At 58.5% G+C, this 26,276-nt stretch carries 27 protein-coding genes; 8 read left to right on the top strand and 19 right to left on the bottom strand.

Translation table 11 applies throughout. From position 1 onward, the window contains the following. Window positions 1–11 precede the first annotated feature (11 nt). The 6 genes from PSH79_RS11910 to PSH79_RS11935 all read right to left on the bottom strand — a co-directional run bounded on the left by PSH79_RS11910 (window position 12) and on the right by PSH79_RS11935 (window position 4,492). On the bottom strand, window positions 12–722 hold the full coding sequence (locus PSH79_RS11910; protein ID WP_305443096.1) for an SDR family NAD(P)-dependent oxidoreductase: 711 nt from the start codon (window positions 720–722) through the stop codon (window positions 12–14). Further along, window positions 719–1,261 (bottom strand): DUF3833 domain-containing protein, encoded by a 543-nt coding sequence (locus tag PSH79_RS11915; RefSeq protein WP_305443099.1) that lies wholly within the window; start codon window positions 1,259–1,261, stop codon window positions 719–721. Before PSH79_RS11915 ends, PSH79_RS11910 begins: the two co-directional genes overlap by 4 nt. 125 nt (window positions 1,262–1,386) lie before the next feature. Continuing rightward, complete coding sequence (gene folE, locus PSH79_RS11920) at window positions 1,387–1,941, bottom strand: GTP cyclohydrolase I FolE (protein WP_305443101.1); 555 nt, start codon at window positions 1,939–1,941, stop codon at window positions 1,387–1,389. Beyond that, the gene (locus PSH79_RS11925; protein WP_305443104.1) at window positions 1,938–2,387 is read right to left on the bottom strand and encodes a thiol-disulfide oxidoreductase DCC family protein; all 450 of its coding nucleotides are present in this window, start codon (window positions 2,385–2,387) and stop codon (window positions 1,938–1,940) included. Before PSH79_RS11925 ends, folE begins: the two co-directional genes overlap by 4 nt. Window positions 2,388–2,573: 186 nt before the next feature. Next, window positions 2,574–3,698 carry an alkene reductase gene (locus tag PSH79_RS11930; protein WP_305443106.1) on the bottom strand — a complete coding sequence of 375 codons (1,125 nt, stop codon included), beginning with the start codon at window positions 3,696–3,698 and terminating at the stop codon, window positions 2,574–2,576. Between the two features lie 116 nt (window positions 3,699–3,814). Continuing rightward, window positions 3,815–4,492, bottom strand: a complete 678-nt coding sequence (locus tag PSH79_RS11935; RefSeq protein ID WP_305443108.1) for a type 1 glutamine amidotransferase domain-containing protein — start codon at window positions 4,490–4,492, stop codon at window positions 3,815–3,817. 208 nt (window positions 4,493–4,700) lie between these two features. Between PSH79_RS11935 and PSH79_RS11940 the strand changes: the two genes are divergently transcribed. After that, a complete protein-coding gene (locus PSH79_RS11940; protein WP_305443110.1) occupies window positions 4,701–5,285 on the top strand; it encodes a TetR/AcrR family transcriptional regulator in 585 nt (194 codons plus the stop codon). Between the two features lie 150 nt (window positions 5,286–5,435). Further along, entirely contained in the window at window positions 5,436–7,562 is a 2,127-nt protein-coding gene (locus PSH79_RS11945; RefSeq protein WP_305443113.1) for a TonB-dependent siderophore receptor, read from the top strand. Window positions 7,563–7,704: 142 nt separating this feature from the next. On the opposite strand, the gene PSH79_RS11950 is transcribed toward PSH79_RS11945, so the two are convergent. From PSH79_RS11950 to PSH79_RS11970, 5 genes are all read right to left on the bottom strand, one after another. Then, a complete protein-coding gene (locus PSH79_RS11950) occupies window positions 7,705–8,631 on the bottom strand; it encodes a LysR family transcriptional regulator (protein ID WP_305443116.1) in 927 nt (308 codons plus the stop codon). A gap of 112 nt (window positions 8,632–8,743) precedes the next feature. After that, entirely contained in the window at window positions 8,744–9,454 is a 711-nt protein-coding gene (locus PSH79_RS11955) for an SDR family NAD(P)-dependent oxidoreductase (protein WP_305443118.1), read from the bottom strand. Window positions 9,455–9,504: 50 nt separating this feature from the next. Beyond that, window positions 9,505–10,161 carry a DsbA family oxidoreductase gene (locus PSH79_RS11960; protein ID WP_305443120.1) on the bottom strand — a complete coding sequence of 219 codons (657 nt, stop codon included), beginning with the start codon at window positions 10,159–10,161 and terminating at the stop codon, window positions 9,505–9,507. Continuing rightward, on the bottom strand, window positions 10,158–10,373 hold the full coding sequence (locus PSH79_RS11965) for a 4-oxalocrotonate tautomerase family protein (protein WP_305443122.1): 216 nt from the start codon (window positions 10,371–10,373) through the stop codon (window positions 10,158–10,160). Before PSH79_RS11965 ends, PSH79_RS11960 begins: the two co-directional genes overlap by 4 nt. A 163-nt stretch (window positions 10,374–10,536) precedes the next feature. Then, complete coding sequence (locus PSH79_RS11970; protein WP_305443124.1) at window positions 10,537–11,244, bottom strand: tRNA (adenine(22)-N(1))-methyltransferase TrmK; 708 nt, start codon at window positions 11,242–11,244, stop codon at window positions 10,537–10,539. 203 nt (window positions 11,245–11,447) lie between these two features. Here PSH79_RS11970 and PSH79_RS11975 point away from each other — a divergent pair, with 203 nt between their 5' ends. Continuing rightward, entirely contained in the window at window positions 11,448–12,377 is a 930-nt protein-coding gene (locus PSH79_RS11975; protein ID WP_305443126.1) for a Gfo/Idh/MocA family protein, read from the top strand. Window positions 12,378–12,423: 46 nt separating this feature from the next. Here the strand turns inward: PSH79_RS11975 and PSH79_RS11980 are convergent, their stop codons facing one another. The 3 genes from PSH79_RS11980 to PSH79_RS11990 form a co-directional block, all read right to left on the bottom strand. Then, window positions 12,424–13,689 carry an FAD-binding oxidoreductase gene (locus tag PSH79_RS11980; RefSeq protein ID WP_305443128.1) on the bottom strand — a complete coding sequence of 422 codons (1,266 nt, stop codon included), beginning with the start codon at window positions 13,687–13,689 and terminating at the stop codon, window positions 12,424–12,426. A gap of 93 nt (window positions 13,690–13,782) precedes the next feature. After that, entirely contained in the window at window positions 13,783–14,730 is a 948-nt protein-coding gene (locus PSH79_RS11985; protein ID WP_305443129.1) for a dihydrodipicolinate synthase family protein, read from the bottom strand. 55 nt (window positions 14,731–14,785) lie between these two features. Next, on the bottom strand, window positions 14,786–15,712 hold the full coding sequence (locus PSH79_RS11990; protein ID WP_305443130.1) for a 4-hydroxyproline epimerase: 927 nt from the start codon (window positions 15,710–15,712) through the stop codon (window positions 14,786–14,788). Window positions 15,713–15,972: 260 nt separating this feature from the next. On the opposite strand from PSH79_RS11990, the gene PSH79_RS11995 reads away from it, so the two are divergent. The 3 genes from PSH79_RS11995 to PSH79_RS12005 all read left to right on the top strand — a co-directional run bounded on the left by PSH79_RS11995 (window position 15,973) and on the right by PSH79_RS12005 (window position 18,897). Then, complete coding sequence (locus tag PSH79_RS11995; RefSeq protein WP_305443132.1) at window positions 15,973–16,731, top strand: AraC family transcriptional regulator; 759 nt, start codon at window positions 15,973–15,975, stop codon at window positions 16,729–16,731. Window positions 16,732–16,795: 64 nt separating this feature from the next. After that, the gene (locus tag PSH79_RS12000; protein ID WP_305443134.1) at window positions 16,796–17,080 is read left to right on the top strand and encodes a hypothetical protein; all 285 of its coding nucleotides are present in this window, start codon (window positions 16,796–16,798) and stop codon (window positions 17,078–17,080) included. A 266-nt stretch (window positions 17,081–17,346) separates the two neighbouring features. Then, complete coding sequence (locus PSH79_RS12005; RefSeq protein WP_305443136.1) at window positions 17,347–18,897, top strand: hypothetical protein; 1,551 nt, start codon at window positions 17,347–17,349, stop codon at window positions 18,895–18,897. Between the two features lie 118 nt (window positions 18,898–19,015). On the opposite strand, the gene PSH79_RS12010 is transcribed toward PSH79_RS12005, so the two are convergent. The 3 genes from PSH79_RS12010 to PSH79_RS12020 form a co-directional block, all read right to left on the bottom strand. Beyond that, complete coding sequence (locus PSH79_RS12010; protein ID WP_305443138.1) at window positions 19,016–21,400, bottom strand: DUF3772 domain-containing protein; 2,385 nt, start codon at window positions 21,398–21,400, stop codon at window positions 19,016–19,018. Between the two features lie 71 nt (window positions 21,401–21,471). Beyond that, window positions 21,472–21,930, bottom strand: coding sequence for a metallophosphoesterase family protein (locus PSH79_RS12015; protein WP_305443140.1), 459 nt, complete (start codon window positions 21,928–21,930; stop codon window positions 21,472–21,474). Between the two features lie 89 nt (window positions 21,931–22,019). Beyond that, window positions 22,020–23,021, bottom strand: a complete 1,002-nt coding sequence (locus PSH79_RS12020) for a zinc-dependent alcohol dehydrogenase family protein (protein WP_305443142.1) — start codon at window positions 23,019–23,021, stop codon at window positions 22,020–22,022. Window positions 23,022–23,129: 108 nt separating this feature from the next. Here PSH79_RS12020 and PSH79_RS12025 point away from each other — a divergent pair, with 108 nt between their 5' ends. Beyond that, window positions 23,130–24,011: a LysR family transcriptional regulator gene (locus PSH79_RS12025; protein ID WP_305443144.1), complete on the top strand. Its 882-nt coding sequence runs from the start codon at window positions 23,130–23,132 to the stop codon at window positions 24,009–24,011. A 108-nt stretch (window positions 24,012–24,119) separates the two neighbouring features. Here PSH79_RS12025 and PSH79_RS12030 read toward each other — a convergent pair whose 3' ends face one another. Together PSH79_RS12030 and yfcF are read right to left on the bottom strand one after the other, a co-directional pair. Further along, window positions 24,120–24,512, bottom strand: coding sequence for a VOC family protein (locus tag PSH79_RS12030; RefSeq protein ID WP_305443146.1), 393 nt, complete (start codon window positions 24,510–24,512; stop codon window positions 24,120–24,122). A 442-nt stretch (window positions 24,513–24,954) separates the two neighbouring features. Continuing rightward, window positions 24,955–25,587 (bottom strand): glutathione transferase, encoded by a 633-nt coding sequence (gene yfcF / locus PSH79_RS12035; protein ID WP_305443148.1) that lies wholly within the window; start codon window positions 25,585–25,587, stop codon window positions 24,955–24,957. Between the two features lie 315 nt (window positions 25,588–25,902). Here yfcF and PSH79_RS12040 point away from each other — a divergent pair, with 315 nt between their 5' ends. Continuing rightward, window positions 25,903–26,232, top strand: coding sequence for a DHCW motif cupin fold protein (locus PSH79_RS12040; RefSeq protein ID WP_042558083.1), 330 nt, complete (start codon window positions 25,903–25,905; stop codon window positions 26,230–26,232). Window positions 26,233–26,276: the final 44 nt, after the last annotated feature.

Raw genomic sequence — 26,276 nt, forward strand, 5'->3', positions numbered from 1 at the left:
TCACTCCTTGCCTACCAGGGTAGGCGTTCTCCGTCGTAGGCAAAGAAATGGCCGCTGTCTGACGGCGTCAGCCGATCGATCAGGGTCAATAGTTCGTGGCTGGCAACGCTGGCCGGTCGGGCCGCCGATGCACCGCGAAAAGGTTGCGACAGCGCCGAAACGACCGTGCCGGGATGCAGGCTCAGCAAGCGACTGTGAGGGCGAGTGCGGGCCAGTTCGATGGCCGCCGTTTTGATCAGCATGTTCAGCGCAGCCTTGGAGGCGCGATAGGCGTACCAGCCACCCAAACGGTTATCGTCGATGCTGCCGACCTTGGCCGAGAGCATCGCCATCGCGCCTTGGGGATCGAGCAGTGGCAGGAAGTGGCGCAAGACCATCGCCGGCCCCAGCGTGTTTACTTGAAACACTGCCTGGAGCGCAGCGTCTTCCAGCGCGCTGTAGCTTTTTTCCGGTTTGATCGCGTCGCGATGGAGCAGGCCGGCGGCGTGCACGATCAACTGATACGGCGCTTCTGTCGCCAGTTCGGCGGCGGCGCTGGCGATTGTCTCTGGCCGTTCCAGATCCAGCACGGGATCCGTTTTACGCCCCAGTTCACGAACACCTGCACAACGGGAGTCCTGCTTCAGCCACTCACAGAACGCAGCGCCGAGTGCGCCACTGGCGCCGATTACCAGGGCGCGGTAGCCGTCACCCAGTGAAGTCATCGTGAGCGGGGTGGTCATTGATTGTCTCCCGCACTCTGGCGACGGAAGAACAATGTCACCTGGCCGAGCTCGACACCGAACTTGGACATGGTGGTGCGATTGATCAAGGTGTCTTCGTCCATCAAATACATCCAGTCGTCCATGCTCACTTCATAAACGGAGCCATCGACCGGCAGGCTCAGGATGTAGCGCCAACGCAGCGCGTTGCCGGCGACTTCACCCTTTGCCTCACCGACCACATCGCCGGCGCGGCCGCGCCATTTGCCCGCACCTTCCGGGGTCAGGGTCCAGACGCGGCGCTCGCGAGTGCCATCGTTGTAGAGGAAGCGCTCGTCGAGAATCAGGTTATTTCCCTCGCGGCGACTCTCGATGTTGACCTCGAAGCGCTTGACGACTTCGCCAGAGCGTTTTTGAAACATCCCCCAGGCTTTGACGGGTTTGCTGAAAAACTTCTCCAGGTTGAAGGCCGGTTGCTGGTCGGCATAGTGCCCGACCTCGACGCTGCCACAGCTCGACAGGCTGAGTACCAGAGCCAGTAAAACCAAAAAACGGGTCATTGTTTTTACTCCCTGAATACACAGGTCAAGGTGGAGGACATGCCAAAAATGTGCTTGTACAGGTATCTATGCTTGTACAGGTTTATCGGCGTCTTTGACTCGACAAACCGCCAACGAAATCACTTTCATCGGCTGATCAATTGGAGGAACTCCTGACGCGTGCTAGAGGACTCTCGAAAGGCACCGAGCATGACCGATGACGTCATGACCGAATTCTGCTTTTCCACACCGCGCATCATCATGCACATGTGCCTGGCTTCAATGACCACGGCCACACCGGCGGCATCGGTGATTTGCTGGATCGCGTCGGCGATCTGCCTGGTCAGGTTTTCCTGGATCTGCAAGCGGCGCGCGAACATGTCGACCACTCGGGCCACTTTCGACAGTCCCAACACCCGGCCAGTGGGGATGTAGGCCACATGAGCCTTGCCGATGAAGGGCAGCATGTGGTGTTCGCACAGTGAATAAAGCTCGATGTCGCGAACGATGACCATTTCATCGTTCTGTGAATCGAACAAAGCGCCATTGATGATGCCTTCCAGGTTCATCGTGTAGCCGTCGCAGAGGAACTGCATGGCTTTGGCTGCACGCTTGGGCGTGTCCCGCAGTCCTTCGCGGTCGGGGTTTTCACCGACGCCGAGAAGAATTTCACGGTAATGGTTGGCTAATGATTCAGTCATTCGGATTTCTCGCGGCGTTGCGACAGGATAGGAGTGCGGCAACTGCTGTGGCTGTCGTGACAACGACGGCTGCCGTCCGGGTGAGGCAGCCAGGCCAAGTGAGGACGCAGGTGGCAGAACAAGCGATAAGCAATGGCAAACAAAGGCCGGGTCAAACGCCAGCTCAGGGGGGCGACCCAGACGCCAAGCCCTGCGGCTCGCCAGCTCCATAGCGTGGCGTCGAGGCCTTTTACCCAGCGTCCATCGTCGAATCGTGCATGCAGTGAGGATTGCATTTGCTTAAGCGTGAACCCCAGTGCGGCTGGATCGAAGTCCTCATGGCTAAGGTCAATGAAGCACAGGCGTGTTTCGACGGCGTGTTGGCGTAACAGCTTGATCTCTCGCGCACAGAGCGGGCATTCACCGTCAAAGTAAAGCGTCAGCGGCCACGGCTCTAAGTTGTACATTGCGGCATGCCTTGTATAGGTTTTTTATAAAGATAGGCCGAAAAAATCGAGCTGACAATGGAGCGCGATTCTTTTTGTGAAGATAGGAAGTCGTTACATCAAGGCGCCCCACAGAACCGGGAGCGGATTGGGCGGCGTAAAGCAGCGCTCCCGCGAGGGCGGGAGCACTGTTTCGGGTTCTTTGCGTCAGGCGAGGTAGGCCGGGTAATCCACATACCCTTCGGCATTGCCGCCATACACCGTGGCCGGGTTCAGCGCGTTCAACGGCCAGTCATTGGCGATCCGCGCGGGCAGGTCCGGGTTGGCCATGAACGGGCGGCCGAAGGCGACAAAGTCTGCCAGGCCAGAGTCGAGCAACTGCGCACCGGATTGCGCGTTGTAGCGTCCGGCGTAAATGATCGCGCCGCTGAAGGTGTCGCGCACCGCTTGGCGAAAAGACTGCGGCATCGCTGGCGCATTGTCCCAATCGGCTTCGGCGATGGACAGATAAGCAATGCCCACCTCTTCCAGCACTTTGATCGCGTCGATGTAAGTGGTGTGCGGATCTTCCTCGACCAGGCCCAGGTAAGTCCGCGCTTCATCGGTGGTGCTGAACAGCGGCGCGAAACGTACGCCGACTTTCTCCTTGCCGATGCACTCGGCGACACCGGCTACCACTTCGCGCAGAAAACGCAGGCGGTTGTGCAACGAACCACCGTACTGATCAGTGCGCAGATTGCTGTGGGCGGAGATGAACTGGTTGACCAGATAGCCGTTGGCGCAGTGCAGTTCGATGCCGTCGAATCCGGCCTCCATCGCGTTGCGCGCGGCCTGAACATAGAGCTGAACCAGTTCCTGCACTTCATCGGTGGTCAACGCGCGAGGAGCGGACGGCGATACCAACTCACCCGCGCCGGGCGCGGTTTCAATGAACACGCTGACCCGATCTGTGGCCACGGCGGATGCCGAAACCGGCGCCGCACCGTCAGGTTGCAGCGCGGTATGGGACACGCGGCCCACATGCCAGAGCTGGGCGAAGATCACGCCATCGACGGCATGCACGGCCTCGGTGACTTTGCGCCATCCGGCGATTTGCTCAGGTGTGTGAATGCCCGGTGTCCAGGCGTAACCCTGGCCGCGCGGTTCGATCTGTGTGCCTTCGGTGACGAGCAAACCGGCGCCGGCACGCTGCTGGTAATACTCGGCCATCAGCTCGTTGGCGATGTTGCCCGGTTGCGTGCTGCGCTGGCGGGTGAGAGGTGGCAGGACGATGCGGTTTTTCAGGGTGTGAACGCCCAGTTTGGTGGGCTTGAAGAAGCTGCTGTTGTTCATGGAGGTGACCTTGATAAATGTCTGCAATCCGGTCGTTTATTAGACCAGTCGACTAGTTTGTGGGCGAAAAAAAAACACCGTGCAACACGCACACGGTGTCTGCAGTTGTAAAAGACTCAGCCGAGCATTTTCAGCAGTTTCTCGGCAACAGCGGCGGAGCTGGCCGGATTCTGTCCGGTGACCAGTTGCCCGTCAGCCACCACATACACCTGCCAGTCGGCGACTTTGGAGTAGCGCCCACCGAGACGCTGAAACTCGTCTTCGATGAGGAACGGCACCACATCGGTCAAACCGACCGCTGCCTCTTCGGCGTTGGTGAAACCCGTCACTTCGCGGTTTTGAATCAGCGGTTTGCCGTCGGCATTCAGGACGTGACGCAGCACACCCGGCGCATGGCAGACAAAACCGTGAGGCTTGTTGGCGCGGTCGAAGGCTTCGATCAACGCGATCGATTGCTTGTCTTCAGCCAGATCCCACAGCGGGCCGTGGCCACCTGGATAGAACACGGCATCGAAATCATCCGCGCTGACATCAGCCAGACGCCCGGTGTTGGCCAGTACCTGTTGCGTCGCCGGGTCATTGCGAAAGCGTTCGGTCTCGGCTGTTTGCGCACCTGGCTCGTCGCTTTTCGGATCGAGCGGTGGCTGGCCGCCGGCTGGCGAAACCACGGTGATCTGTGCACCGGCATCCTTGAAGGCGTAGTAGGGCGCGGCGAATTCTTCGAGCCAGAAACCGGTTTTCTTGCCGGTGTTGCCGAGTTGATCGTGGGAAGTCAGAACCATCAGGATTTTCATAAAGCACCTTTACGTTGATCAGGTGTTATCGAAGCGCGACGGATTCGCACAGTGGACACCCGGTGATGTTTGTCGGGACACAGCATAGATTCCAATTAGACCAGTCGTCTAGTAATTTTTTTGCTTGTGGGTTTTTAGACCTCGGGTGTGGCAAACTCGCATTTCTTCGAAATATACGACTGGTCTATTGTTTGGTATTCAGCGCCCCATGAAAGCGACCTACGACGATACTCGCCAACACTTGCTCGACACGGGTCACCGGATGATGGCCGAGAAGGGCTTCACCAGTGTCGGCCTGAACGAGATCCTGCAAACCGCCGGTGTGCCCAAAGGCTCGTTCTATCACTACTTCAAATCCAAGGAGCTCTACGGACAGGCTTTGCTTGAGGATTACTTTGTCTGTTACCTCGCCGACATGGAGCAGCGCCTGACTCTGCCAGGGCTGAACGCCTATGAGCGGCTGATGGATTACTGGCAGGGCTGGCAGAACCGCTGCACCCTCGAAGGGCATGGCGACGAGTGTCTGGTGGTCAAGCTGAGTGCCGAAGTGGCCGACTTGTCCGAATCCATGCGCCTCACGTTGCGAGATGGTGCCGAACGAGTGGTGGCTCGCATTACCCAATGCATCGAGCAAGGCCAGGCTGAAAAAAGCCTGCCTGCGGGAGACGCCCGGCACTTGGCGGAAACCCTTTATCAGCTGTGGCTGGGTGCCAGCCTGTTGAACAAATTGCAACGCACGGGGCAATCCCTGAACACGTCGATGGCGACTACAAAGCGATTGTTGGCCGTTTGAAACAGGCTATTTGACGCCATTTGATGGCCGTGGAGGTAGACGCATAAGCGAATGGGAATAAGTTTCAATTGCGGAGTTGCTGGTATACCATGCGCGGCGTTTCACTGGCAGCTTTGCCTTTTGTTCTGGCCTATTCGTAAGGTTTTCCTCATGCGTCGAACTCTGCTTTCCATTTGTGTGCTGCAGGCGTTGTCCCCTTCTTCATGGGCCGAGCAAGAAGGTTCGGGCGCCTCAGCGCTTGAGCTGGACGCAACCGACATAGTGGGTAAGGCGGATTACGAACGGGCGGACGGCCCGGTACAGGGTTATCGCGCGACGCGTTCTGCCAGTGCCACCCGCACCGACACATCGATTCATGAAATACCGCAATCGATCAGCGTTGTATCGAAGGATGCCGTCGAGGACATCGGCGCAACGCGTCTACAGGATGCGCTGGACTACGCCGGCGGCGTAGGGCGGGCGAACAATTTTGGTGGGCAGGGCCTGACCACGTTTACGGTGCGCGGTTTTACCACCGGAGAGTTCTATCGCAATGGTTTTCCGATCAATCGTGGCTACCCGAACATGCCGGATGCCAACACCATCGAGCGTCTGGAGGTTCTTCGCGGGCCGGCGACCATGTTGTATGGCCGGGGCGATCCTGGCGGTACGTTCAATGTCGTTTCCAAGCAGCCGCTAGCCGAGCCCACGGTGACATTGGGTAGCCAGTTGAACGATCAAGGCATGCAACGCGGCACGCTGGACGCTTCCGGCCCGCTGGATGAAGAGGGGCGTCTGGCCTATCGACTGAACGTGGTGGGCGAAGGGGGCGATACGTTTCGTGATCACGTTGAAACCGAACGCTATGGTGTGACGCCGGTTCTGACCTGGCAGGCAACCGATGCGACGCGGGTGATTTTCGAAGGCGATTTCATGCGCAACAATCATCCTCTGGATCGTGGTGTCACGCGCTACGCCAAACAGATCGGCACCGCATCGCGGGACACGTTCTTTGGAGAGAAAGACGCCGGCAAGTTGCACAACGACAACAACATGGCGCAACTGCGTTTCGAACACATCCTGAATGACGACTGGACGCTGGGCGGTGGCTTCCAGTGGCTTGATGGCACGCTGGAGGGCAATGCGATTGAGGCCAACGGAATTGCAGATGATGGTCGAACCCTTGGACGCAACTTCAACTACCGCAAGCTGGAGTGGACAGACAAGGACACCCAGCTCAATCTGACCGGCCATTTCACCACCGGCGGCTTGCAGCACACTTTGCTGACCGGCATCGAATATGAAGACTACGACTACAAATCGATCATTCAACGCTCCAGTGGTGGTGTCGGTGCGTACCCGATCGACATCTTCAATCCGGTGTACGGCCAGCCTCGTCCGGCGCTGACCCGGACACCGACCCACGACAAAGAAAATCTCAAGACCTACGCTGCCTTCTTGCAGGACCAGGTAGCTGTGACCGAACGCCTCAAAGTGCTGGCCGGTGCGCGTTTCGAACGCTTCGAACACGACTACGAAACTTACGTCCCTGGCGGTAAAAACTGGCAGGCCAGTGATAACGCGGTGACCCCGCGAATCGGCGTGACTTATGACCTGACCGATACCCTTGCGATCTACGCAGACACCGCGCGCTCGTTCAAACCCAACACCGGCGCAAGTCGACAGGGCGGTGGCTTTGAGCCGGAGAAAGGCAAGTCCTATGAGATGGGGCTGAAGTGGGAGGCACTGGATCAGCAGTTGAGCGTCGATGCGGCGATCTACCAGATCGAGAAGCGCAATGTACTGACCACCGATCCTGTGGACTCGACGTTCAGTGTGGCAGCGGGGGAAGTGCGCAGCCGTGGGCTTGATTTGAACGTCGCCGGCAACCTGAGCCCCGAGTGGCGGGTGATCGGTGGCTATGCCTACGTTGATGCGCAGGTGACCAAGGACAACGTGATTCGCTCCGGCACACGACTGGTGAATATCCCGAAAAACAGCTTCAGCCTGCTCAACGTTTATGAGTTCCAGGACGGCGCTTTCAAAGGGCTGGGTCTGGGGACAGGGCTCAAGTACGTCGATGAGCGCGCCGGACAAACCGCCAACACCGCTTTCTCGATGGACAGCTACACCGTCGTCGACTTGCTCAGCTACTACAAGGTCAATGACAAGGTGCGCCTCAATCTCGACGTGAAGAACCTCTTTGACCGTGATTACGAGGATGGGGCGTTCGGCAACATCTACGCCTACCCGGGGGCGCCACGAACGGTGCAAGTCGGGATTGCCTATACCTTATAGGTAAGCTTTAGTGGTGGTGGGGGCAGTCCCCCGCCACATTGCTGCCTCGCCGGTAACGCACTTTGGCGGTATTTACCGGCAAGGCTGTCCACCAGACAACATCCGATCGGCCCCACGGGCGTATGGCTCCATCGGCCAACCGTCACTGAAGTTGCGCCTGTTCGTCCCGACGTTGCAGAAGAAAATCGACGAAGACGCGTACGTGTTGCGGCACATAGCGACCGTGCGGGTAGAGCAGGGTGTAGGGCCTGGAGCGACCGCCAAATGGCTGAAGCACCTCGACGAGACGGCCGTCGGCCAATTCCTGTTCGACAATGAATTTGTAAGTCTGGAAAAGCCCCGCACCGTGTTTGGCCAGCGTGACGCCGCCGAGCACATCGTCAGAGCAGGAGTAGCCTCCGTCGGAGAACACCTCGCGATCCTTTCCTTCCTCCTGAAACAGCCAAGAAATTTTCCGCCCGCTGCTGGGCAACTCGAACTGGATGCACTCGTGCTGATCGAGGTCTTCCAGAGTGTGCGGCGTGCCGGCCTTGTGCAGATAGTCGGGCGAGGCGACCACCACCAGTTTCGCGTCTTCAAGCAGGCGCGCAATCATGCTGGAGTCCGGTTGTGCCCGCACGCGGATCGCCAGATCGTAGCCTTCGGCGACGAAGTCGATATTGCGATTACCCAGGTGAATGTCCACGGTAATTTCGGGGTATAGCGCTCGAAATTTTGGCAGCAGCGGCAGAATGCGGTGATGCCCGTAAGTGGTCGGAAGACTGATGCGCAAGCGTCCAGAAGGTGTGGTCTGTGCGCCCATGACTTCTTGCTGGGCTTCAACCAATTGCGTCAGTGCCTGACTGCATTGCTCGAAAAACTTTCTTCCCGCCTCGGTCAACCGAATGCTGCGCGTCGTTCTGGTAAACAGGCGCGAACCCAGCCTCTGCTCCATGCGCAGAATCGACCGGCTCACCGCTGCCGGTGTTACCCCGGCCAGTTGGGCGGCAGCCGTGAAGCTACCGGCCTCGGCGGCGAGGCAAAAGAGCTCGATACTGCCCAACTGCAAGTCATCAAAGTGGCGCTTCATAATCGATTACACCGAGAATCAACGGACATTTCATTCGGGTGTGTACCACAGGAAAAGGCACCGCCGGTATAGGCCGGCGGTGCTTTTTCATGTCGTAAACAAAACGTCTGGATCAATGACCTGCACTCTGGCCCCCGTCGACGTGAAGGATTTCGCCGGTCACGAAGTTCGCGGTGTCCAGATAAAGGATCGCTTGAACGATGTCATCAATCTCGCCCATGTGGCCAACCGGGTGCAGGTTGCCCAGCGCTTCGTGAGTCTCAACACCATGCATCGGGGTCTTGATGATGCCGGGCGATACGGCGTTTACCCGAATTCCGCGCTTGGCATACTCGATGGCCAGCGATTTGGTCGCAGCGTTGATGCCACCCTTGGTCAGCGAGGCCAGAACCGACGGTACGCCATCAATCGCATGATCGACCAGACTGGTGGTGACGCTGACGATGTGTCCGCTGTTGTGCTTCTCCATCTCGGCAATGGCCAGTTGGGAGATGTGGAAGAAGCCGCTCATGTTGGTGGCCACGACCTGAGCGTAATCAGCTTTGCTGTACTCGGTGAACGGCTTCGCCACGAAGATGCCAGCATTGTTGACCAGCGTATCGATACGACCGAAGCGTGCGACGCCTTCGCGGATAACACGCTCGGCGGTTTCAGGGTCAGCGATGTCGCCAGCAACGGTCAGAATATCCGGGTCTGTCGACGGTGTGATGGAGCGTGAAGTGGCGACCACCTGATAGCCGCGATCACGAAAACCCTTTACCAGACCTGCGCCAATGCCTTGGGATGCGCCAGTAATCACTACAACTTTATTGGACGTGCTCATGATGAATCCTCATTGAATCGAAGTTAATTGAGTAAACAAATTTTCAACTGTCAGACGTGAGCGGCGACCTGCGCTGCCTGACGTAGCGCTTGCTCGTATTCGGCGACCGATTGCGATCCGGACATGAGTTGCCGATCATTCAGAACCATCGCCGGAACCGAGTTGATGCCGCGCTGCTGGTAAAACGCTTCAAGTTCGCGCACTTCGCGACTGAACTCATCGGATGCCAGCACGGCTTGCGCACGTTCGGTATCAAGGCCAACTTCGCCAGCCAGCGTCACCAGCGTTTCACGGTCATTCGAATTCTTTCCGTCCGTGAAGTAAGCCCGTAACAGCACTTTCTTCAGTTCGCGTTGGAGCCCGTGTGTCGATGCCCAAAGCAACAAGCGATGGGCATCGAACGTGTTGTAAAAATGACTGCGTTTTTCCAGGTCAAAGCGAAAACCGATTTGCGCGCCGCGTTCAATGATCATTGCGTTGCGTTCGGCCACTTGCTGAGCCGTGCGGCCGTACTTGCGGATCATGTGGGCGATGGCGTTTTCACCTTCCGCCGGCATGTCCGGATTCAGCTCGAACGGTTTGTAAGTGAGTTCAACCTCGACCTCACCCGCCAGGTTCGCGATCGCTTGTTCAAGTGCAGTAGCACCCAGTGCACACCAAGGGCAGACGACATCCGAGACAAAGTCGATTTTTACGGTGCGGCTCATGACTGCGAGTCCGACAACTGTTTGCGGTACTCCGTGGTCGTCATACCGGCATAACCCCAGTTATCGGTATCAACTTCCTCGATCACGATGTGGGTGAGTTTCGGATCCTTATTCAGAACCCGTTCCATCGTTTCCGTGATTTCCTTGATCACCTGGGCTTTCTGCTCCCGAGTGACACCGTCACGGGTGATGCGCACGCTGATAAAAGGCATTTGGATATCTCCAGTCGCAGGCCTGTCGGAGTGATGGGCTGCTGTTGGAGAGAACTTTAAGAAGTTGCTGGAGATTGATAAATGGGGCTTGAGGTACATCATTTGTGATGCGGTGTATCAAATGTAAACGGCGAGATGGCCCCGATTGCGGCACCACCCGGAGCTACGGCGCGGCCGGGGCCAACATCTGCTCAATCCACTGTGCCTGTCGCGCGACCTCTTGCACTTTCGCCTCGGGTAACGCCTGCCGGGCCCGGGAGAAGTGGGTCAGCGTCTTCTGTTTCTGGCGAAGCTTGCGTTGCCATTTGGTCAGGAACGCCGGGCTGCGTGCCTTCATCTGCAACGGGCCGAAGTACAGCTCCTGGTCGGTATACGTCACTGACGCTGCGCGCTCGGCAACGATGATTTCGTAGTCGAAACGGTTCTCCCGCAGCACTTCTTCGCTGAGGATGCGGTAGCGGTTATTCATCAGCCATTGGCGCAGTGGCTGCTCGCCGCCGTTGGGTTGCAGGATCAGGCGTTCCTGGCCGCTCAAACGCGCTTTGCCGCACTCGAGGATGTCCCGAATGGTCTCGCCGCCCATGCCGCAAACAGTGATGGCGGTGACCCCGTCTTCCGGTTTGATAGCTGCCAGACCATTGGCCAGGCGCACGGTGATTCGGTGGTGCAGGTCGTTCTCGCGCACGGTACGTTCGGCCGACTGGAAAGGCGTCAACGCCACTTCGCCAGCCACCGCTTTTTCAATCAGGCCTCGGCGCATCAGTGCCACCGGCAAATAGCCGTGATCCGAGCCGATGTCGGCCAGTCGCGCGCCGGCAGGCACATGCGCCGCCACACGCTCCAGCCGCGTGGACAATGTCTGTTCGTTCAACGGCAACCCCTGTTCAGCAATAGCCTGCGGCGTCAGCGGCCGCAAAAAGGGTGCGACTCTGGCGAGCAACGCTTCGCGTGTCAAATTCTGGCGACAAGAGCACACGACCAATAGCTACGCGACTTTCGCCGGGGTTTGCAGGTAATCTGCCGGTTCGCTGACTAAAAACAACTTACTAAAACAAAACAAAAGCGGAGTCATTGATGCAACCGATCCGTCTCGGCCTGGTGGGCTACGGCAAAATTGCGCAGGATCAACACGTCCCGGCGATCCTCGCCAATCCCGGATTCCAGTTGGTATCTGTCGCCACGCAAGGCAAACCCTGCGCCGGTGTAGAGAATTTTCAGTCGTTGAGCGAGTTGCTCGAAAACGGTCCGCCGGTTGATGCGATCGCGTTCTGCACGCCACCGCAAGGTCGCTTCGCTCTGGTGCAACAGGCACTGGCAGCCGGCAAGCATGTGTTGGTGGAAAAACCGCCCTGCGCCACGTTGGGTGAAGCGATGGCATTGGTGACTCTGGCTGAACAGCAAGGCGTCAGCGCGTTGTTCGCCTGGCATTCACGCTATGCGCCGGGCATTGCAGCCGCCCGCGACTGGCTTGCCACTCGCACCCTGCAAAGCGTGCAGATCGACTGGAAGGAAGACGTGCGCAAGTGGCATCCCGGCCAGACCTGGATCTGGCAACCGGGCGGCCTCGGCGTCTTCGATCCGGGCATCAATGCCTTGTCGATCGCAACCCACTTGCTGGCGCTGCCGTTGTTCGTCGAATCGGCCGAATTGCGCGTGCCGAGCAACTGCCAGTCGCCGATTGCCGCGTCGATCAAAATGTCTGACGCGCGCCACCTCGATGTGCGCGCCGAGTTCGATTTTGACCATGGTCATGACGAACTCTGGAGCATCGAGATTCGCTGCGCCGAGGGCGTGCTGCGCCTGGATAACGGGGGGGCGGTGTTGAGTATCGATGGCGTGCGCCAAGCCGTGTCTGAGGAAGGCGAGTACGCGGCGGTGTATCGACATTTCCAGCAATTGATTGACGACAAGGCCAGTGATCTGGACCTGCAGCCGTTGCGGTTGGTGGCGGATAGTTTCTTTGTGGGGAGTCGGGTGGCGGTTGAGGCGTTTTACGACGCCTGATCCCGACTGACCCCATCGAAAGCCTGCGCTGAGAGCAGGCTTTTTTTCAGAAGCGAGACAGCGCGTAAGGCTCGATATTCGGCAAGTCGAGCATTGGGCCTTCCCTGGCTGGCAACACCATCCCCACAACCATCTCCGCCGTCACCGCCGCCTGTGTCAGCCCCAAATGCTGATGCCCAAAAGCAAGCAGCACCTTGCCCCCGCACACCTGATCAATCACTGGCAGCGAATCCGGCAACGACGGCCGAAAGCCCATCCACGGTGTCGCCGCCTCAGCACTCAGCTCCTTGCGAAACAACCCCTTGCTCAACCGGTGCAACTGCCAGGCACGCTCCATGCTCGGTGGCTGTTCCAGCCCGGCGAACTCAACGGTGCCTGCCAGCCGAAAGCCATCAGACATTGGCGTCATGATGAACTTGCGCTCCAGCGAGGTGATGGGGAAGGGCAGGCGGTTGTGTTCCTGAGGGAGCATCAAGTGATAGCCGCGTTCGGTGTCCAACGGGACTTTGATGCCGGTGAGTGCGGCGGTGAGTTTTGCCGAGTGTGCACCGCAGGCGATCAGTACGCGGCGGGCCGTCAAACCTCCCGATCCGGTGACCAGCGCAACTCCGTGTTCCTGAACATACCCGCCTTGCACCTGTTGCTTCATAAAGCTCACGCCGCAGGCCTTGGCCGCGTCGACCAATTCGCAAACCACGCGATACGGATCGACGAAATGCCCGGTGCTCGGAAAGAACAGACCGCCCTGAATCTGTTCGCTAAGTTGCGGCGCGGCCTGCCGTACTGCACCGGCCTGCCAGAAGTCGACGGGTACCTGTTGCTGACGCAGGCGGGCTTGCAGCGTTTCGATGGTCTGACGCGATTCGGCGCGTTCGAATACCAGCAATGAACCGTCGACTTTCAGCAGTTCGGGGCGCTGGATATCAGTGAGCAAACGATGCCACGCATCAAGGCTGCTTTCATTCAGCGCACGCAATCCATCGACCGTTTTCCGCAAAGGTCCCGAGCGCAGATTCAGCAATAGTCGGGTGAACCACGGCAGGGCGCGGGGCAGGTATTTCCAGTCCAGCCGCAGCGGCCCCATCGGGTCCATCATCATCGCCGGCAAGTGCTTGAGAATCGACACATCGGCAATCGGAAATACCTGTTCGGTCGCCAAGTGCCCGGCATTGCCGAACGAGGCGCCGTGGCCGGGCTCCTGTTGATCGATGACGACCACTCGCAAGCCTTGGCGCGCAAGACGCAGGGCGCAAGCGACGCCGATGATACCGGCGCCGACCACGGCGATGTCGTGCACGGGATTATTCGACATGTTTTCGGTTTTCCCTTTGCCTGTCGAGCAGGCGATCGGCCTTGCGCTCCAGCGTTGGCAGCAACACGAGGGCTAGCTCAAAGTCTTTCAAGATCAGGCGAAGTTCTGCTCTGCCGACCAGTTCTCGTACCAGTGACGGAACAGCGCGTATTGGGTCTGCGCATAACGACGCTGGGAGTCACTCAACGCATCGGTCTCGTTGAAGTGCAGGGAGTATTCCTTGTCACCGTTGAGCACCATCAGGTGTTTGTAATACAGCACCAGGTCGCAGCCCTCGTCGAAGGACGACAACACCGCCAGCGCCGATTCCAGCTCCAGCGCCTGACGTCGGGCTTTGGCGTCACCCTTGGCCGCTTGCTTGCTCAGCGCTACCAGTTGCAGCACTTCGCGAGGCAGGGCGTTGCCGATACCGGTAATGGCTCCGGTGGCGTTGCAGTTGACGAAGCCGTGCACCACTTGGGTGTCGACACCGACCATGAGGGTCACGTCGTCATCCTTGGAGGTGATGTTTTCCGCCGCGTAGCGCAAGTCGGCACCGCCGCCGAATTCCTTGAAGCCGATCAGGTTCGGGTGCTCGCGACGCAGGTCGAAGAACAGATCGGCGCGTGTGGCGAAGCCGTAGTATGGGCTGTTGTAGATAACCGCCGGCAGCCCGGGAGCTGCTTTGAGTATCGCGGCGAAGTGAGCCTTCTGCGCGGCGGCCGAAGCCCCCCGGGACAGCACTCGTGGAATTACCATCAAACCCTGCGCGCCGACTGTCGCGGCGTGGGCGGCATGGGACACCGCTTCGCGGCTATTCACCGCCCCGGTGCCGACGATGGTTGGAATGCCCGCCGCGACTAGCCGCGCCACGCCTTCCTGGCGCTCGGCCTCGGTGAGCAGCGGCCAGTCGCCCATGGAGCCGCAATACACCACCGCGCTCATGCCGATATCGATCAGCTCGCGACCCTTGGCCACCAATGCGTCGAAGTCCGGTTTGCGCTGGGCGGTGCACGGGGTCATCAGAGCCGGCATGCAACCAGTGAAGACGTTGTCGCTCATTGTTCTAACTCCTTGGCACATCATTCAGATTGGCTTGAGAAATCAGGCTGGCAGCTCAGATGCCCCACGCGAACGGATCTTCTTCGTCGATGAGCAACGTGCTGTCGGCGGTCATGTAGGCGCGGCCAGTGATGTACGGGCGAACGCGTTCGCCTGACCATTCGAAGCGGCCTTCGAACTGGCTGCCCGTGATGCTCGCTTGCACCCAGCGCTCGCCGGGTTGCAGCTTGTCGTCGGCGGCCAGGCAGGCGAGTTTGGCGCTGGTGCCGGTACCGCAGGGTGAGCGGTCATAGGCTTTGCCGGGGCACATGACGAAGTTGCGGCTGTCGGCATTGGCGTCGTCAGCGAACAGTTCGATGTGGTCGATCACGGCACCGTCTTCGCCATAAATGCCTTGATCTTCGAGAGCCTTGAGCATCGCCCAGGTGTACGCGGTGAGGTGTTCGACGTAATCCATGCTCAGCGTCTGGCCGTGCTCGGAGACGAGGAAAAACCAGTTGCCGCCATAAGCGATATCGCCGAATACGCGGCCGTGACCCGGAACGTCTACCGGCACCTGTTTGCGATAACGCCAGGACGGTACGTTGCCCAGGGTCACGCTGCTGTCTTCATGCAATGTTGCGCTGACCGTGCCGACCGGCGTGTCGATCTTGTGCACCCCCGGCGCGATCAGCCCTTGGTAGTGCAACGAATTGATCAGGCCGATGGTGCCGTGGCCGCACATGCCGAGATACCCGGCATTGTTGAAGAAAATCACTCCGCACGTGGCGCCCGCCGATACCGGCTCGCAGTACAGCGCACCGACCAACACATCGTTGCCGCGCGGTTCCAGCAGGCAGGCGCGGCGCCATGGGTCATGCTGAGTGCGCAGGGCATCGCGTTTTTCGGCCATGGTGCCGCCGGGCAGTTCGGGGAAGCCTTTCATCACCAGGCGCGTGGGTTCACCACCGGTGTGGGAATCGATGACGTGTATTCGTTTCATGGACATGCCCCGATGAGTGATTTCATTAGGCGCCGGCAGGGCGTGTGTTCACGGTGCTGGCAGTTGTGTCACTGGCATGGGCAAACTTTGAACTGATAGACAGGGCGGTGATTGATGTTTTGCAGCGGGATCGATGACGAAATCGGCACAGTTGCGCCGATGAAACGCGGCCCTCGACACGACTTGAACGATGCTGCAATCTGCTCGCAACTGCTGCAGCACGGGCACTTGGCATATCCACGAACAGGGGGGGATCTTCAATGAAGAGCGCGTTTTCGATGCTGTCCCAGAGCCGTCCGCAAACCCTGGACGAGCTATTGGCCGGCGCCGCGCTGCTGTTGCCGATGCTCGATGTGATCCCCAACGCAGCGATATTCATCAAGGATGTTCAGGCCCGTTACGTCCTCGCTAACCGCACACTGGTGCAGCGCTGTGGCTTGAAGGACTTGCGTCCGTTGCTCGGCAAAACCAGCGTGCAGGTGTTCCCGGCGCAATTGGGGTCGGGCTACACCGAACAGGATCGCAAAGTGCTGGAAGACGGCTTTGTGCTGGAGGGTCAGTTAGAACTGCATCTGTACGGCAGTCGCGAACCGGGTTGGTGCCTGACCCATAAACAACCGCTGTACAACCGCGAGGGGCAGATCATCGGGTTGGCGGGCATCTCCGTCGATCTGCAATCAGCCAGCGAAACTCACCCAGCGTTTGAGCGACTGGCCGCTGTCGACGAACACATCCGCACGCACTTCAATCGCCGTGTCACATTGGGCGAACTGACGCGCATTGCCGGTATTTCCGTGGCGCAACTGGAACGCTATTGCAAACGGGTGTTCCACCTGACGCCACGGCAGATGATCCAGAAGGTGCGGCTGGAACATGCGCATCGTCTGCTGCATACCGATTTACCGATCACCGACGTTGCGCTGCAATGCGGTTACACCGATCACAGTGCGTTTACCCGGCAGTTCAAGGCTTCGACCGGGTTTACGCCCCGGGAGTATCGTCAGGCGACGGGGCAGTGAGAGGCCGCTGCGCATACCGACTAGACTCAACACGTCACGACTCGATTGCGGCAGGAGAAACGCGATGAGGGGAATACTCAGACGCCGAGGCTCGCTGTGGCTCCTGTCCATCCTGATCGCCCTCAGCCTGGGGCTCAGCGGCTGCTCAAACCGAAAACACTATCCGCCGTCAGGCGTCGGCGACAGCTGCTATGCCAAGGCGCTGCCGACGGTTGGGGAGGGCGGTCTCGCCTGGGGTTCCAGCCTGAACATGGCTCGGCAAAAATCCATGACCAATTGCATGCGCTACGCGGGGCGGTCGGGGGGCACGCCGAATACTTGTCAGGTGGTGTTGGCCAAGTGCAAGTGACTGTCCACGCTGGCAGTTTGTCGTTTTGATGGGCAAGCAGCATGCGTTTGCGTGTGCGGACGAGCTTTCTGCCAACGTTCACCTGAAATCCGCTGGTGGTGCCACGCTCGATGCGATCACCCTGGCCCTTTCTTGACGCTATGCATACCGGTACTAGAATTCATTCGATCTGTTTGGCTTTCTATGCCGATGGAGGCAGGGAAGGCTATCTGAAACGTGCGCAATAGCGTTGATGTTCGTGTGCGCTCTCAAGGCAAGGACGCGTCATGGCATTCCAGATTGGCAATACAGTCATCACGCCCTATCACCTGATGGCCCAATACCGCGTTCAGTTGGGGAATCATAAGGACACGGTACAAAAGTTCATCACGTTTACGGGCTGCATCCGCTTTGCCACGGTCGACGCGGCGAAGGCCGCGCTGGATGCGCCCGATACTGCGGTGGCGATGGTGTGGGATGCGGCCAATGCCAACCCCGTGCAGAGTACGCCAACCGTCCAGCGCACCATCAGCCAGTGCCTGTCAGATGTGGATACGCACGTGGCACAACAGCGTGAGAGGGAAAGGGCGGCAGCCAAGCAGGCGCGAGAGCCGGACAAGGTCAAATACAACGCGCTACGCGATACGGCAAAGGCTTTGGGCGGCGAGCTGATGACAGCTGCAGCGGACAACGACCCCGTGGCATTTGCCAGTCACTACGTTACTTTTTACTTTCAGGCGGCCTACATGGGGGGCGATCAGTTCGCGGTGGGGGCTGCTCTGAAGAGCAAACCGACGTCGCGGTTGATCCTGTTCTACAGCGACAATCCTCAGGAGACAGGCAGTGCCAAAAGTCTGATCTCGTTCTACGGGGTATCTTGCGGCTTGACCCGCGACCGCTTGCTGCCCGTGAAAGTGGCCGATTCCAAAGCGGCCTATAAAGTCGCTACAGAGGTCGTGGATGCGCGTTTGAACAAGACTGCCAACCCTGCCATGGCCGGACTTGATTTTCTGGGCCACATCCCCAGGATCAGCGGAGCGACGCTGAACCCGGTGGGCGGCGCGACGACCCATGTCGCCGCTTCAGTCATGGCCGGTGACGGCAAAGGCAATGTGTCCGGCTGGACAGACGTTGACCCGGCCAGCAATTCCTACTGGGCCTACCGTGTCGATAAATTCCTGGGGCGCAAAGGGATCGTGCGAAGCGCGAAGTACGTCATCGTCTGGACGCGATTCAGTGGGCAGGACGGTGGCGCTCACCCAGAACTGGACGATACCTGGATGGGGCTTGCCCAAGTCTGTCGCGGTCTGCTCAAAGCCGGCAAAAATATCATTGTGGTGGGCAAGCCCAAAGGGCACGACAGCCTGCCAGAAACATTGAACGCCAGTATGGATCAACTGGACATCGCCGGTCCGCCAGCCGTATCGCGCAATGGCATGCAGATCTGGGGCGAGTATTGGAAAAACGAAAACGAGGAAACCTTCAACGGCAAAATCATTGGCCCTAACCGTGCTGCCGAGTATGCGATTTTCCTGAGAATGTCCCGTAGCTGGGGCTGTAAACTGGTGCATTTGGGGATGCGCAGTGGTGCGATGGATGCCGCAGCATTGTTGGGTATGCGTGTCAGGTTCATCGAAAACACCGGCAACGAACAGATCGAACGAACCACGAAATGGACCGGAGGCAGCAACACAAACAAATTGTATCAACGCATTCAGGTCTCCCAGACCACACGGATGGCGGCTGCGGGAAAACCTAAAGCGCAGCACGAGGCTCAGGGCTATGAGCCTGCCGATCTCAAACTTATCCTCGACAGCGTGACGGCGGCATTGGTCTAGAGGATCAATAGTGTTCGATACACGAAGGATGGCTTGCCGGAGGCAAGGCAGACCTCATCGATGTACCGAGCCGGGTCGTTCGTTGACGCCGCAGATGTACCGAGACATAAAAGCCGCTTCAGGCACTCGCCGGCGGCTTCGCCAACTCAATTCCCGCCGCCCCCAGGCGCTTGAGAATCTCGAACAACAAATCACTCTTGGTCACCCCGACAATCCTCGGGCTGCCTACATAACCGGTAATTGTCAGCGTGATCCCGTCCGGCGACAGCTTGCTGAATCGCACAAATGATGCGGGTTTATCGAGGATGCTTTCATTCTCCCGATAGGTGCTCAGTAACAGCTCCTTCACCTCCTCAGGGTCAATATCCAGCGGGAACACCAGTTCAAGCGATGCCACGCCCTGGGCGCTGCCCCCAAGCGTAACGTTGCGCAAGTTCTGCGAGATCAATTGCGAGTTGGGCACGATCACAATCGAGCGGTCGCTGAGCTGGATCTCCGTGGCGCGCACGTTGATCCGGCGGATATCACCCTCAACCCCGCTGATGCTGATCAAGTCCCCAACCTTCACCGGACGCTCGGTCAGCAGAATCAGACCCGAAACGAAGTTCTTCACGATCTCCTGCAAACCAAAACCGATCCCCACCGACAGCGCACTGACGATCCACGCCAGGTTGGTCCACTGCACCCCCAGCGACGACAGCGTCAACAGGATCACCAGCGCATAACCGATATTGGAAAACAGCGTGCTCAACGACGCGCACATGCCCGGGTCCATATCGGTCTTGGGCAGGAACTCGTTGTCCAGCCAGCGGCGCAGGGCGCGAATCAGGTAGATGCCGATCAGCAACGCCAGTACCGCATTGAGCAGATGACCGGGGACGATGTTCAGCTTGCGCAACCCGGCGCCGCCGAGAATGGCCATGATGTTGCTCAGCAGTTGCCCGAGCGTGGTGCCGATGCCGCCGACAAACAGCGCAATCACCGCCAGCAGCAACAGCCCGGCGCGGCTGAACCCGGACAATAGAATCGAAATCTGATCCAGCCGCCGATCACCAATCCCCAGCAACTGCTTGAGCGCCTTTCCGCTCGAATGTTTGGGCGAAAACACATATTCGCAACCGTCCTTGATGAATTGGATCAGCAAGTAAAACCCCGACAGTACGATGTACGCCCAGACCACTTCATAAGTAATGAACCGGGCCAGCGACACATAACCGATGAGCAGCGCAGCCGTCGACACAAACATCGAAACACTGGCGACGGTGTAAATCACCCCGGCGAACACGTTGCCCGCCGCCGACGTGTCGTTGTCAGCAATCATTGCCTTGCGCACTTTGCTGACCCGCAACAGCATCGCCACGATGATCACCATTACAGCAATCGCGATCACACCTCGCCCGGCGAGCACGATCTGGCTGCTCATACCGGTGGTGTTGCTGACCTGCACCAATGTCACCAGTACCAGCAACGTGCCGGAAAGAATGCGCGGGTAAGGCTTGAGCGCCAGCGCTACCGGATCGGCAATCGCCGGCAGCCGCCAGGACGGATGTTTGGTCGAGAGTAGCGCGCGGCTCAGCCCGGTGATCAACACGCAGGCGTACACAACTTTTTCGAACTCCTCGGAAAACGTATCCAGCACCGGCGGCAAAGGTGCATGGCGGGTGAGGGCGTAGAACAGTAGTTGCAGGGCAATGCCCGTGGTGACAATGGTCGCCAACGCCGAAGCGAACGCCAATGCACTGCGGCGCACACGCCCCTCCGGCATGCGATGGATGCACACCCACGTCAGCCCGCGCTCGGCCTGCCTGCGCCCGAATGTCCAGATCAGCAACGCCAACAACACCAGCACACAGGTATAAATACGCTGCCCCGGCGCCCAGACCCTGGCCCACGTATCGCCCACCCGATCTACAAAAAAACTCAAACGCTGCCGATCATCGGGCCGGGGTTTGACCAGTGGCGACCAGAAATCCGGACTCAACACACTGTTGGTGCGCAGCGTCAGCTCACTCTCCAGCAACGCGCGCCGGATCCCCGCAATCTGCGTGATCAGATCCGCTGCGCTCTGCTTCAACGCCGCCAGATTTTTCAGCGTCGCATCAACCTTGTTCTTCTGCTCCGCCAGCGAGGCCCGCTGCGCGACGATATCCGCCTGCTCCGACGCCACCCCGGTATCCGGCGCCGCCCCCAACACGCCCAATTGCACCGCCAATTGCGCCTGCTGCGGCAACAACGACGCCGACAACCGATCAATATCCAGAATGAACGCCTGCACCCGATCCTGCGGCCCTTCGAGCTGGTTGTAATTGTTGGCAGACGAGATTTGCTGCTTGAGCCCGTCGAGGCGTTGTTGCAGGGCTTGCAGATCACTTTGGGAAATCACCGTGGCGGGTGCCGCCGCGTTGACCGTCGGCGCCGGCAGATCAGCCGCCCACAGTGTCGAACCGCCCGGCGCGAGCAGCGTGAGCGCGACAAAAAACAGCGACTTCAATGTGTTGCGCATGGAGGAGCAGACCCGAATTGATCACACAGTCTATGAGGTTAGGTGATCGGGGCGAGGGTTGAGGAAAAGTTTCAGGGGAGGAGATGGATTAGCTGGGGTTGCAGGGCGTTCGCGCTTACGTTGAGCAAGGCCAGAGTGACCGGGAGTTTGAAACGACGACGACCGGCGCTGCCGGGATTGAGGTACAGACGATCACCGCGCCATTCGATGAGAGGTTTGTGGGAGTGGCCGGTGATGATGAGTTTGATGTGGCTGTCCAGATCGGCGGGGACGTCAGCGATATCGTGGGTTAGCAGGGTTGGCCAGCCGTTCAGGTTGAGGGTGAGGTGATCGGGGAGGGTGGCGGCCCAGGGGAGGTTCAGGTCGTTGTTGCCGCGCACGGCGTGGGTGGGGGCGATTTGCGAGAGTTGATCCAGGATTTCGGGGCTGCCGATGTCGCCGGCGTGGAGGATCAGGTCGCAGCCTTGGATCGCGGTCAGGGCTTCGGGGCGGAGGAGGCCGTGGGTGTCGGAGATGATGGCGGTTTTCATTGGGGGGAGATCAGCAGGGAATGGAGGACTGCAATCGGCCATAGGCGGACGCCTTTTGGCCGATTGCGCTTTGAAGAGATTATAAGGGGCTATGCACTCACAACCTGGATTACCGTCTTGCCCTTGCCGCGGCCTTCGGCGACTTGGCGAAATGCCTCGTTGACGTCTGGCAGCGCAAAATGCTGTTGATCCACGCGGATTGTCAGTTGACCAGCATTGGCGAGCGCAGCGGCCTCGCGCAGGATAGCACCGTGGTGTTCGCGTCCTTTGCCGGTGAGCAGCGGCGCCAAGGTGAAGACGCCCGAGTAGGTTGCACTTTTGAACGACAACGGCGCCAGGCTATGCTGGCCCCAACCGAGGCAACTCAGCACGTGCCCTGTATAAGCTTTCACCGCTTTGAATGAAGCATCCAGGGTGCTGCCGCCGACAGTGTCGTAGACAATGTCGAATCCTTCGCCAGCCGTGTAATGCTCGACATAGTCCTCGACGCTCTGTGCCTGATAGTCGATCGCCGTAGCCCCCAGCGAGCGAATGAAGTCCAGACTGCCCGCCGAACCGGTGGCGTAGACATCGGCACCGCGAGCCTTAGCCAGTTGCACAGCCACTTGGCCAACCCCACCTGCGCCGCCATGAATCAGTACACGCTGACCGGCGCGGACATTGGCGCGATCGACCAGACCTTCCCATGCGGTAATGAACACCAAAGGCAATGCAGCCGCCTCACGCATGTTGAGGGTGTGTGGCTTGGCAGCGATCAGCCGGGCATCCACGGCAATGTACTCGGCCATAGTTCCTTGGGCACCACCGATCCCGCCGGGCATGCCGAAGACTTCCTGGCCTACGGTGAAACCCTCGACCGCTTCACCCAGTTCGGCGACCGTACCGGCGAGGTCAAGGCCGAGCACTGCCGGCAGCGCTTGGCGGGCGTGAGCCCCAGCGCCGGCGGCAATTTTGGTATCGAGCGGATTGACTCCTGCGGCGTGAACCTTGACCAGTACTTGCCCCTTACCGGGAACAGGGCGATCGATTTCACTGATGGCCAGAGGGGACTGAGCGGACTCGGCGATAGCGGCAAGCATGGAGTGTTTCATGACGGGAACCCGTGTTGGAATGGACGCTTACAGATTGCCGCGCTTTAATCATTCCGATAAGAAACGTAGTTTGCATATGACTTATTCCACAAAGAGAACTAATCGTCGATGGATCTGTTCGACAGCATGCACATCTTTGTTCGGGTCGTGGAGCGCGGGTCGTTTTCGGCGGTCGCTCGTGAGCTGAACATGGGGCAACCGGCAGTGAGTAAGCAAGTACGCGCGCTGGAGCAGTATCTGGGTGGGCCATTGTTCGCACGCAGCACTCGGCACCTGGCCCTGACCGACCAAGGTCAACGCTTCTACGACCACTGCCAGGAAATTCTCGGCCAAGTTGAAACTGCCACGCGTAGCTTTACCAGTGGCCAGGAGCAGATCGCCGGCCCTTTACGAGTCGCCGCCCCGGTCAGTTATGGACGGTTATGCATCGCGCCGCTCATAGGGACATTCCTGCAACGCCATCCTGATGTCCGGATTGACCTACGGCTGAGTGACCACAATGAAGACCTGCTCAAAGAAAACATCGATCTGGCTATCCGCATTGGCGTGGTGAAGAGCGAGGGATTAGTGGCACTGCCATTGGGCAATAGCCCGCGGCGTGTCTATGCCGCGCCCAGCTACCTGGATCTACACGGCGTGCCACGTGAGCCCAACGAGCTCTCGGATCACAACTGCATCGGCTTCACTTTGCTGGAGCATTACGACCGTTGGCAATTTACGCACATTGCCCAGGAGCTCGATGTAGGTATTCAGGGCAACGTCACGAGTAACAGCAGCGAGGCCATCCGCGAGATGGTTCTCTCCGGCTTGGGCATTTCCCTCTCACCAGAATGGCTGTTCACAGCTGACATTGAGCAGGGCAAGGTTCGTACCGTACTCGACAATTATAAGACCAGTGCGCTGCCTGTCAGCGCCGTGCTCAGTCGTGAGCGGCGACGCTCGGCGCGGACGATGGCGTTCATCGATTTTCTACGCGAGCATTTATTGTAGAAGCGCCTTGTCCGCTATTGGCCGGTTGCTGCCTTTTGTGAAGGGCTTCAATCAGCCATAACCGGCCGTTCGAAAGGCGCCTGAGACATCTTATATCCTGCACTTGATCTATTCTGGATCGTGACAACAGACGCAAAGCTTGTTTCCTTCAGGGTCTCGAAAATACGCCCCATAAAAATTCGGGTGGTATTCGGGTCGCAGGCCCGGAGTGCCTTCGCATGTTCCATCCAAGACCAACGCCAAAGCATGGGCGTTGCGTACGATCTGTCTATTAGGTGCTAGCAGAGCAATCATTTGCCCATTCCCTAGCGTCGCAGATTGGCTGTCGAACGGTTTGCCCACCACGAAAAGAGGGCGTGCAGTGTCGGGGTGTTTCCAGCCAGCCCATGAGCGTTCAAAGTCTGTGAACTTGAGATCAAGTCCGAGTATCTCCATGACCCCTTGATAAAACACAAGTGCTCTATTGAAGTCATTCACTCCGATGAATACATGTGAAATCATTTTTGTCCTAAAAAGAGGAAGCCTTCTCGCAACATACCAAGAATTTTCAGGCTGTGTTCAACCTCTGGCCTGAAACATACTCAGTCGAACTTGGAAGATGTTTTTACACTAACGGGGCCGATTGCTGCGTGTGGTGAAGTGCTGCTATCGACCCAGGCTGTGTGAAAGCACAAGCAGCATTTTGAAGTCCTCGTCTTTACGGAAAATCTGCCAGCGTTCGGTCAGTCGGCGAACTTGGAGTTTGCTCAGAAACGCGATGTCCACTCCGATTACAATCGCCGCCGCTGATCGAAAGCGTTTTTCGATTGGTACCCTGTACCTATTCCCGAAGCTGCTTGCGTTACATCCGGCCATCGAGAATGGGTTCCAGGCCTGGTTTTTGAAACGAGCCCGAAACCCTCTCTAAATATAAGCCGCTCTCCACAAACGATAGGTGTGCCGACTACATCGGAGGACGTTGCAATTTGACCCACTCCTGTACGGTTGGTCGTTGCCATTGGCGCTGCGCGTACTCCACCAGCGCGGGTGGTACGGAGTCGCCATTGAATATCAGCCGGTTGAGCATCAAGGCCAGATCCACATCGGCGATCGACCATTGACCGAACAGGTACTCGGGGCTGTCGGCCAGTAGCGTTTGTGCGGCACCGCACAGCTTGCGCGCTGCCGACTCGGCAGCTGGCGACAAGGGGTTTGATTTGAGTCCATAAAACACAACCAATGTGGATCGTTCCTGCCGAATGGGCAGCAGGTCACTCCGCACCCATGCCTGGACTTGTCGTGCCTTTGCATGCTGCTTCAGGTCTTGTGGGTAAACCGGCGCCTGGGGGAAAACGTCTTCCAGGTACTCAGTGATCGCCGACGATTCAGATAAGGCGAAGTCGCCGTGCACAAGTGTGGGTACCCGCTGGGTCTGCGAGAGGCTGGCATAGTCCTCTGACTGGTTTTCGGATGAGTCGAGGTCTAGCGGGATCATTTCAAATTCGATGCCCTTTTCGCGGAGTACCACGAAAGCCGACATGGCATAGGGGCTGCAAAATTGAGAGTCAACGTACAAGCGCAGGCGGCAATTATTCACAGGTCATCTCCTTATGCAGAAGGAGGCACGCTACGAGATCCACAGCGATAAATAAAATTCATGATTTTCATGGGCGTATTCCTGACCGGAATACTTTGTTGCCGCCTGCCCTTGTCTGGCTTGCTTCAGATTGGGCGCGCTCTGTTTTGAAGGTGACCCCGCCACGACAGGTACCCCGGCTTATCATTCAGCGGTCGTGCTGAAGACTAGGCAGTTTCTCCCACCCTGTATCCTATAAATGCGTGCCGTCTGTGTCTGTCGGCACCATCGCCCGAATGATACGGTCTGCATTTATTGCATATCGATGAGGCAAAAATGGATCTCACTGCAATCCCATTTGGTACCACCGATTGGTCAACGATAGAGCCGGTGGCGCATGCCGGTCAGACAGGCACAGCCTATTGGCGTACCTGCCAGTTTGGATCAGCTCGTGTGCGGATGGTCGAATACAGCCCTGGATATTTGGCCGATCACTGGTGTTGGAGGGGGCACATCCTGTTGTGCCTGGAGGGTCAATTGGATACAGAACTTGAAGATGGTCGTCAGTTCACACTGACGCCAGGCATGAGCTATCAAGTGGGCAATAATGCTGAGGGGCATCGTTCATCCACCACGATCGGGGCGAAGTTGTACATTGTGGATTAGTCGTGGGGGCGACCTGTAAACGCACCCCACCAATCCGTTGGCAG

This window comes from Pseudomonas sp. FP2196 (assembly GCF_030687715.1).
Lineage (GTDB): Bacteria > Pseudomonadota > Gammaproteobacteria > Pseudomonadales > Pseudomonadaceae > Aquipseudomonas.